Origin of the sequence: Sphingomonas sp. CCH15-F11 (assembly GCF_001557005.1) — a bacterium.
Lineage (GTDB): Bacteria > Pseudomonadota > Alphaproteobacteria > Sphingomonadales > Sphingomonadaceae > Sphingomonas.
Genome location: NZ_LSKG01000113.1, coordinates 1 through 7,584, shown reverse-complemented (window position 1 = coordinate 7,584; position 7,584 = coordinate 1). Strand labels below are relative to the sequence as shown.

Annotated in this window: 6 protein-coding genes and 2 pseudogenes; all 8 read left to right on the top strand. The window is 70.3% G+C overall.

Translation table 11 applies throughout. From position 1 onward, the window contains the following. Nucleotides 1-33 precede the first annotated feature (33 nt). Nucleotides 34-1,173, top strand: a pseudogene (locus AX709_RS10755) (sigma-54 interaction domain-containing protein); the annotation flags it as partial. Next, nucleotides 1,170-1,538, top strand: coding sequence for a flagellar hook-basal body complex protein FliE (fliE, locus tag AX709_RS10750; protein ID WP_066479104.1), 369 nt, complete (start codon nucleotides 1,170-1,172; stop codon nucleotides 1,536-1,538). The pseudogene AX709_RS10755 and the gene fliE, both read left to right, overlap by 4 nt. 4 nt (nucleotides 1,539-1,542) lie before the next feature. Then, nucleotides 1,543-3,309, top strand: coding sequence for a flagellar basal-body MS-ring/collar protein FliF (gene fliF / locus AX709_RS10745; RefSeq protein WP_066549306.1), 1,767 nt, complete (start codon nucleotides 1,543-1,545; stop codon nucleotides 3,307-3,309). 5 nt (nucleotides 3,310-3,314) lie between these two features. Next, complete coding sequence (gene fliG, locus AX709_RS10740) at nucleotides 3,315-4,322, top strand: flagellar motor switch protein FliG (protein WP_066549305.1); 1,008 nt, start codon at nucleotides 3,315-3,317, stop codon at nucleotides 4,320-4,322. Then, nucleotides 4,315-5,073 (top strand): FliH/SctL family protein, encoded by a 759-nt coding sequence (locus AX709_RS10735; RefSeq protein ID WP_066549304.1) that lies wholly within the window; start codon nucleotides 4,315-4,317, stop codon nucleotides 5,071-5,073. Before fliG ends, AX709_RS10735 begins: the two co-directional genes overlap by 8 nt. Further along, nucleotides 5,067-6,398 (top strand): FliI/YscN family ATPase, encoded by a 1,332-nt coding sequence (locus AX709_RS10730; protein ID WP_066479109.1) that lies wholly within the window; start codon nucleotides 5,067-5,069, stop codon nucleotides 6,396-6,398. Before AX709_RS10735 ends, AX709_RS10730 begins: the two co-directional genes overlap by 7 nt. Continuing rightward, on the top strand, nucleotides 6,391-6,819 hold the full coding sequence (locus tag AX709_RS10725) for a hypothetical protein (RefSeq protein WP_066479116.1): 429 nt from the start codon (nucleotides 6,391-6,393) through the stop codon (nucleotides 6,817-6,819). The genes AX709_RS10730 and AX709_RS10725 overlap by 8 nt, the downstream gene beginning before the upstream one ends. A gap of 48 nt (nucleotides 6,820-6,867) precedes the next feature. Beyond that, nucleotides 6,868-7,584, top strand: a pseudogene (locus tag AX709_RS10720) (hypothetical protein); the annotation flags it as partial.

Here is a 7,584-nt window from a genome sequence, read left to right as displayed (position 1 = left end):
CCGCCATGACCAGGAACAGGTCGCCTGGTCCCGGCCGCGCGGACGTTGATCCTCGACGACGGCCCGGTGCTTGCGATCCCCTTTGCCGACGGCAATCCGGCGCGGCTCAGCTATACCGCCGACGAAGCGACCATCGGTCAGGCCATGGCGATCGCGATGCTGCGCGGCCCGCACGCGCCCGTCGCCGCCGATCCCGAAAGCCTGGCGATGTTCGCGCTCGCCGAACGCGTCGCCGCCGCCGACATCACCGTCCTGATCAACGGCCCGACCGGCACCGGCAAGGAAGTGCTGTCGCGCACGATCCATCTGGGCTCGCCGCGCGCAGAAGGGCCGTTCGTCGCGATCAACTGCGCCGCCCTGCCCGAGACAATGCTCGAAGCGATGCTGTTCGGTCACCAAAAGGGTTCGTTTACCGGCGCGTCATCGGGCGGAGAAGGTTTCTTTCGCGCGGCCAATGGCGGCACGATCCTGCTCGACGAAATCGCGGAAATGCCGCTGTCGCTGCAGGCGAAGCTGCTGCGCGTGCTGCAGGAACGCGAAGTGGTGCCGATCGGCGCGACGGCCGCCGAGCCGGTCGATGTCCGCGTCATCGCCTGCGCCAATCGCGACCTGCAAACCGAAGTCGAGGCCGGCCGCTTCCGCGCCGACCTTTATTACCGGCTGAGCGTCTTCCCGCTCAACACGCTGCCGCTGGTCGATCGCCCCGCCGACATTCTGGCGCTCGCCGCCGCGATGACGGTGCGTCACGCCGGCAACCGCGCGAAGCTGCCGTGGATTTCGGCGGAGGCACAGCAGCTGCTGCTCGCGCACGACTGGCCGGGCAACGCCCGCGAGCTCGAAAATGTCATCCAGCGTGCGTTGCTGCTCGCCGGCGACGCGATCGAGGCGCGCGACATCGTGTTCGACCGCAAGCCGGCGCCCGTCGCGCTGCGCACCGACAATGTCACCCCGCTGCGTCCGCGCACCGCCACCGGCGAGAAGCTGAGCAACATCGTCCAGATGTCCGAGTTTCAGGCAATCCGCGACACGCTGGCCGCGTGCGGCGGCAGCCGGATCGAGACCGCGCGCCGCCTGGGCATTTCGGAGCGCACGCTGCGCTACCGCCTCGCCAAGGCGCGCGAACAGGGCGACCTGATCGACACCATTCCCCATGAAGAGGCACGTTCGGCATGAGCATCGGCGGTGTCGGCGGTGCGATGAGCATCGACCGGATCATGGCGCTGCGCGCCGAGATCCTGGAACGCAACACGGCGCTTCAACGCGCCAGCAGCGCGCCCGCGCCGGCGAACGCGCCGGTCGGCGCGCCGTCGTCGGGCGTCAGCAGCTTCACCGATGCGATGGCGAGCGCGCTCAAGGGCGTCAACGCGGCGCAGGCCCAGGCGGGGGAACTCTCCGCCGCCTATGAACGCGGCGAAACGGTCGACATCGCCAAGGTGATGATGGCCCGCCAGCAGGCCTCGGTCGGGTTCGAAGCCACCCTCCAGGTCCGGAACAAGCTGTTGAGCGCGTACAAGGACATCATGAGCATGCCGGTCTGATCCCATGGAAAACGCACTCACACCCGCCCTTTCCGCGCCCGCCGCGCTGCCGGTCGCCGAACGCTTCGCCAATCCGCTGAAGCAGCTCAACACGCTGGTCAGCCAGCCTGCGGTCAAGCGCAGCCTGCCCGTCCTGATGGTGCTGGGCCTTGTCGGCGCGGCGGCGCTCGCCTGGATGCTGCTCGCCACCCCGCCGCAGCGCGTGCTGTTCCCCAGCCTGACCGATGCCGACAAGGCCGCGGTCAGCGAGGCGCTGAAATCGGGCGGCATCACGCCCAGCTTCGATCAGGCCGGGTCGCTGACCGTGCCGGAGGATTCCTATCACAAGGCGCGGATGCTGCTCGCCGCGCAGGATCTGCCCAAGGCCGCGCCGGGCGGCTATGCCATTCTCGATCAGCTGCCGATGGGCGTCAGCCGCGCCGTCGAGGGCGAACGGCTGCGCCAGGCGCGCGAGACCGAACTTGCCCGCTCGATCCAGGAAATCGATGCCGTGGTCGAGGCGCGCGTGCACCTCGCCATGCCCGAAAGCTCGGTCTTCATCCGCGACAATGCCGCCCCGTCGGCATCGGTGATCGTGCGCCTCAACCAGGGCCGCACGCTGACCGAGGCACAGGTCAAGTCGATCATCAACCTTGTCGCCTCGTCGGTGCCGGGCATGAAGGCCGAAGCGGTGACGATCGTCGACCAGATGGGCGCGCTGCTGAGCCAGCCCGGCTCGGGCGACGGCCCCGGGGCGATGAGCGACAAGCGCATCGATTTCCAGCGCCGCGTCGAGGACAAGTTCCGCGCGCAGCTGACCAAGCTGCTGACCCCGCTCGTCGGCCCCAACAATTTCTCCGCCGAAATCCAGGCCGAAGTCGACCTGGACGAGAATCAGGCGACCAAGGAAGTGTATGATCGTCAGGGCGCGCTGCGCGCCGAACAGGGCAACTGGACGACCCCAGACGGGACCGTGGTGCCCGAAGGAATTCCCGGCGCGCTGTCCAATTCGGCGCCGGCGCCGAGCACGCTCGATCGTCCGAACCAGCCCCCCGCCGCCGGTCAGCCGGCCCCCGGCCAGCCGCCCGTCGACCCGGCGGTCGCCGCCGCGGCCAACGGCACCGCGGGCCAGGTGGGCGCGGCTCCGGCCAACCCCGCGGTCAAGGCGAGCGAGAGCTATGCCCGCAGCTATGACCTGGGCAAGGAAGTTTCGGTCACCCGCACGGCGCCGGGCCAGATCAAGCGGCTTTCGGTGGCGGTGCTGCTGCGCGAGCCCGATGGCGGCAAACCGCGCAGCCCGGCCGAAATCCAGCAGATCACCCAGCTCGTCCGCGCCGCGGTCGGTTTCGACCCGACCCGCAACGACCAGGTCACCGTCATCAGCCGCAAGTTTTCGGCCGAGGTGACCGACCCGGTCGAGGCGGCATGGTACGAAGCACCGTGGGTGCCGATGGCGGCGCGCAATGCGACCGCGCTGATCATCGCCCTGCTCGTCCTGTTCATGGGCGTCCGGCCGCTGGTCCGCTCGATGACGCGCGGCAAGAAGGAAGCCGCCGCCGCGGCCCAGGCCGGCGATGGCGGACCGACCGATCGGCCCGCGCTGGCGATGACGGGCGACGATGCGTCGGGCACCGGCGCACAGCCCGAACGCCAGGGCCCGCCGCCGATCAGCATCGAGATGCTCGACAATGCGCGCAGCTATGATGAGCGCGTCGGGCTGGTCCGCGGCTTTACCCGGGACAATCCCGCGCGCGCGGCACTGGCCGTACGCGACATGATCAAGGCGGAGTAGAGGGCATGATTGCGCCCGCGCGTATCTATAGCGGCGTCGAACGCGCCGCGGTGCTGATGATGCTGGTCGGCGAGGAGGAAGCCGCCGCCATCCTGCAGAAGCTGGAGCCCGACGAGGTCCGCCAGCTCGGCAAGGCGATGTTCGCCGTTGCCGACGTGTCGGAGGAGGAAGTGGTCGGCGTACTCGACGATTTCGTCGAAAAGGCGCGCGAACGCACCGATGTCGGCTTCGACCCCCGCCCCAAGATCGAGACGATGATGACCCGCGCGCTGGGCCAGGAAAAGGCCGAAAGCGTGCTGTCGCGGATCATGCCGCCGTCGGCGCAATGCGCGATCGAGCTGCTCGACTGGCTCGACCCCGCCGAGATCGCCGGGCTGATCGAGGAGGAGCATCCCCAGATCGCGGCGGTACTGATCGCCAATCTCGACCCCGCCGTCGGTGCGCAGGTGCTGGAAACGCTGCCCGAAGCGGTGCAGCCCCAGATTTTGCACCGCATCGCGCGACTGGGGCCGATCACGCCCGAAGCGATCGAGACGCTGAAGGGCGTGCTGTCGCGCGCGTCGGGCCGGGCACAGAGCCCCGCCGGCCTGCAGCTGGGCGGCACCCGCGACGCCGCCAAGATCCTGTCGAGCGCGCGCAAGACCACCGAAGTCCGCGTCATGCCCAAGCTGGCCAAGATCGACCGCGAAGTCGCCCGCCAGATCGAGGAAGCGATGTTCGTGTTCGACAACCTGCTCGAACTCGACGACCGCAACCTGGGCACGCTGATCCGCAATGTCGAGGCGAGCCTGCTCGTCCCCGCGCTCAAGGGCGTCGACGAAAATGTCCGCGCGCGCTTCCTGGGCTGCATGTCGTCGCGCGCGGCCGACGGCATCCGCGACGAGCTGGAGGAACGCGGGCCGATGCGCCTGTCCGAGGTGCTCGACGCGCAGAAGGCGATCATCGCGATCGCGCGCGCGCTGGCCAAGGACGGGGTCATCATGATGGGCGGCGGGGAGGACGACTATGTCTGATTTCGCCCCCGGCTTCGCCAGCCGCCATGCCAGCGTGTCGCCCGAAATCCTCAGCGCCGCCTTTGCGCCGCCGCCCGGCTTCATGCCGGGCGAGATCAAGCCGCGCGACGCTGCGCCGCGCACCGCGGCACCGCGCCACTTCACGCCCGAAACACCGGGTCCGCGCCATTTCAGCCCCGCCGACCGCGATCGCAATCCGACCGAGGGGTGGGATCCGTTCGACACGATGGCGGATGTGCACGCCGACGCACCGCCCGCCGCCTTTGTCGATCCAATCGCCCAGGCGCGCGCGTCGGGCTTTGCCGACGGCATGGCGGCGGCGATGGCGGATGCGGCGGCCGCGCGCGCACGCGACGAGCAGCTGCTCAGCGGCCTTGCCGATGCGCTGCGCATGAGCGGCCATATCGATCGCAATGCCCTGGCCGAGCGGCTGCGCCATACCGTGCTGACGCTGGTCGCGCGCCTCGTCGGCGAAACCGGGATTTCCGCCGAACTGCTGCAACAGCGCATCGCGTCGGCGGTCGAGCTGATCGCGGAAGGAACCGAGCGCGCCAGCGTCCGACTGCACCCGTCCGACATCGCGCTGGTCCGCGATGCGCTGCCGCCGGGGCTGTCCGCAGTCGCCGACGCCGCGATCGGCCGGGGCGCGTTCGTCATCGAATCGCCCGCGACGGTGGTCGAGGACGGGCCCACGCTGTGGCTCGAGCAGTTGACCGAGGCGCTGGATCGCGCCGCGTTGCCCGGATGCTGAACCGCTTCGCCGAAGACTATCTGGAAACGCTGGCGCAGGGCGACTTTACGCCGCGCCCGCGCGCGTCGGGCCGCCTGGCATCCTATGACGGGTTGCTGATGGAGGCGGTCGGCCTGTCGCTGCCGGTCGGCACCGTCTGCCGGATCGGTGCCGATCGCGCCCATCAGGTCGAGGCGGAGGTCATCGGTTTTCGCGGCGGCCATACGCTGCTGATGAATCTGGGCGGCCCCGCGCCGCTGCTACCCAACGCACCCGTCCGTGCGGTCGGCGCACCGGGTGAAGCCGAAGTCGGCGATGCGCTGCTCGGCCGGGTGGTCGATGGCGCGGGCAAGCCGATCGACGGCTTGGGCCCGATTCGCGGCGCCCGGCGATGGCCGCTCGCCGGCAAGCTGCAGGGTCCGCTCGACCGCGGCCGCGTGCGCCAGCCGATGGATGTCGGGGTGCGCGCGATCAACGGGCTGCTCACCATCGGCCAGGGCCAGCGCGTCGGCATCATGGCGGGCTCGGGCGTCGGCAAGTCGGTGCTGCTCGGCATGATCGTGCGCGCAGCACAGGCGGATGTCGTCGTCGTCGGCCTGATCGGCGAGCGCAGCCGCGAAGTCGCCGACTTCCTGGAAACCAAGGTTTCGGGCGAGGCGCGGGCGCGATCGGTCGTGGTCGCCGTGCCCGCCAATCATTCGCCGGTGCTGCGCATCCGCGGCGCGCTGCGCGCCACCGCCATTGCCGAGGCGTTTCGCGATCAGGGCAAGAACGTCCTGCTGATCATGGACAGCCTGACCCGCGTCGCGCATGCCGGGCGCGAGATCGGGCTGGCGCTGGGCGAGCCGGCATCGGCGCGCGGCTATCCGCCGTCGGCGATCGCGATGCTCCCCGGACTGATCGAACGCGCGGGCACCTGTGTCACCTCGGGCGGGTCGATCACCGCCATCTACACCGTGCTGGCCGACGGCGACGACGGCAACGACCCCGTGGTCGATTCGGCGCGGTCGATCCTCGACGGGCATATCGTGCTCAGCCGCCAGCTCGCCGAACGCGGCGTCTACCCCGCCATCGACCTCGGCCCGTCGGTCAGCCGCGTGATGACCGACATCGTGGGGCGCGAACATGTCCATGCCGCGCGCGTGCTGCGCCGGCATCTCGCGACCTATGAGGAGAATCGCGATCTGGTGCTGATGGGCGCCTATCGCGCCGGTACCGATCCCACGATCGACACCGCGATCGCCTATCAGCCCGCGGTGCTCGACTATATCCGCCAGGATGCCGACGCGGTGGTGCCACTCGACCAGGCGGTCGCCGAACTGATCGGCGTGTTCGGCGATGGCTGAACGCCACGCGCGCAAGCTCCAGCGGCTGCTGCACGTCCGCACGCTTCAGCTCGGTCTGGTCCGCGCGGACGAAGGGCGCGCGGCGGAACGCGTCGCGCAGGAATCGATGCTGCGCCAGCGCATTGCCGGGCTCGCCGCCGATGTCGCCCCCACCGTCGCCCCCGCGCCTGCCCCGGCGATCGGGCTGCAGGCGGCGGCGACGTTGCGCGCGCGGCTGCACGTCGCGCATGAAGCCGCCGACCATCGCCTGGCGGGGGCGGAGCACGCGCTCCAGTTGGCCCGTTCGGCGACGCTTGAGGCCAAGCGCGACCAGAGCGCGATCGAAAAGCTGATCGAACAGGCACGGATTGCGGAGGGGATCCGCGAACGTCGCGCGCTCGAAAAATTGCCGGCCACGCCCCGGATGAAAACGGCACGGTAATTGCTGTCCGGTACAAGGACTCGTCACGAGCCTGCACAAGGACCGCCCATGATCGACCCATTGACGATCACGCTGCCACCCACCGGTGCCGCAAATCCTGCGCGGCCACCGGCGATCGGCGGCGATTCGTCCGATCGTTTCGTCGATGCGCTGGCGCTGCTCGCGCAGCCGCCCGCCGACGCCGCGGCCGCGGCGACCCGGCAAGAAAGTGCCGCCCCCGGCAATGATTTGCCGGCCGACGACCTAACCGACGAGATGCTCGACACGATGCTGGCCGACCTGCTCCAGCTGGACGCGCCGCCGCCACTGGCTGCCCCCGTGCCGTTGCCGGTCATGGCGACGCCCGTCATCACGCCAGCCCCGACTGCCCCGACGATCGCGCCCGCGGTGTCCGCCCCGGTCGCGCGGCTGACGACGACGGCATTGACGCCGCTGTCCCCCGCCACGCCCGCGCTGCCAGAGGCCGGCGCATCGAGCGTCTTGGCCTTACCCGACAGCGCCGCACCCTCCCTCCCCCTGCCGAGCCAACTCGACACGCCGGGATCAGCGGACGAAGCCGCCGCGCCGTCGCTGCCGGCCGCCGCACCGGCCGTACCCGCCGACGCGCGCCCGGCCGCCGGACGAACTGACCCGGTCCCTACCGCCAGCCCGGCGATCGCGGCAGCATCCCGTCCCGCCGCACCCGCCACGCCGCATGAAAGTGCGGCGCCCGAAACCGCGGCGATCGATGCCCCCGCACCCGCGCCTGCACCTGCCGTGTCGCGC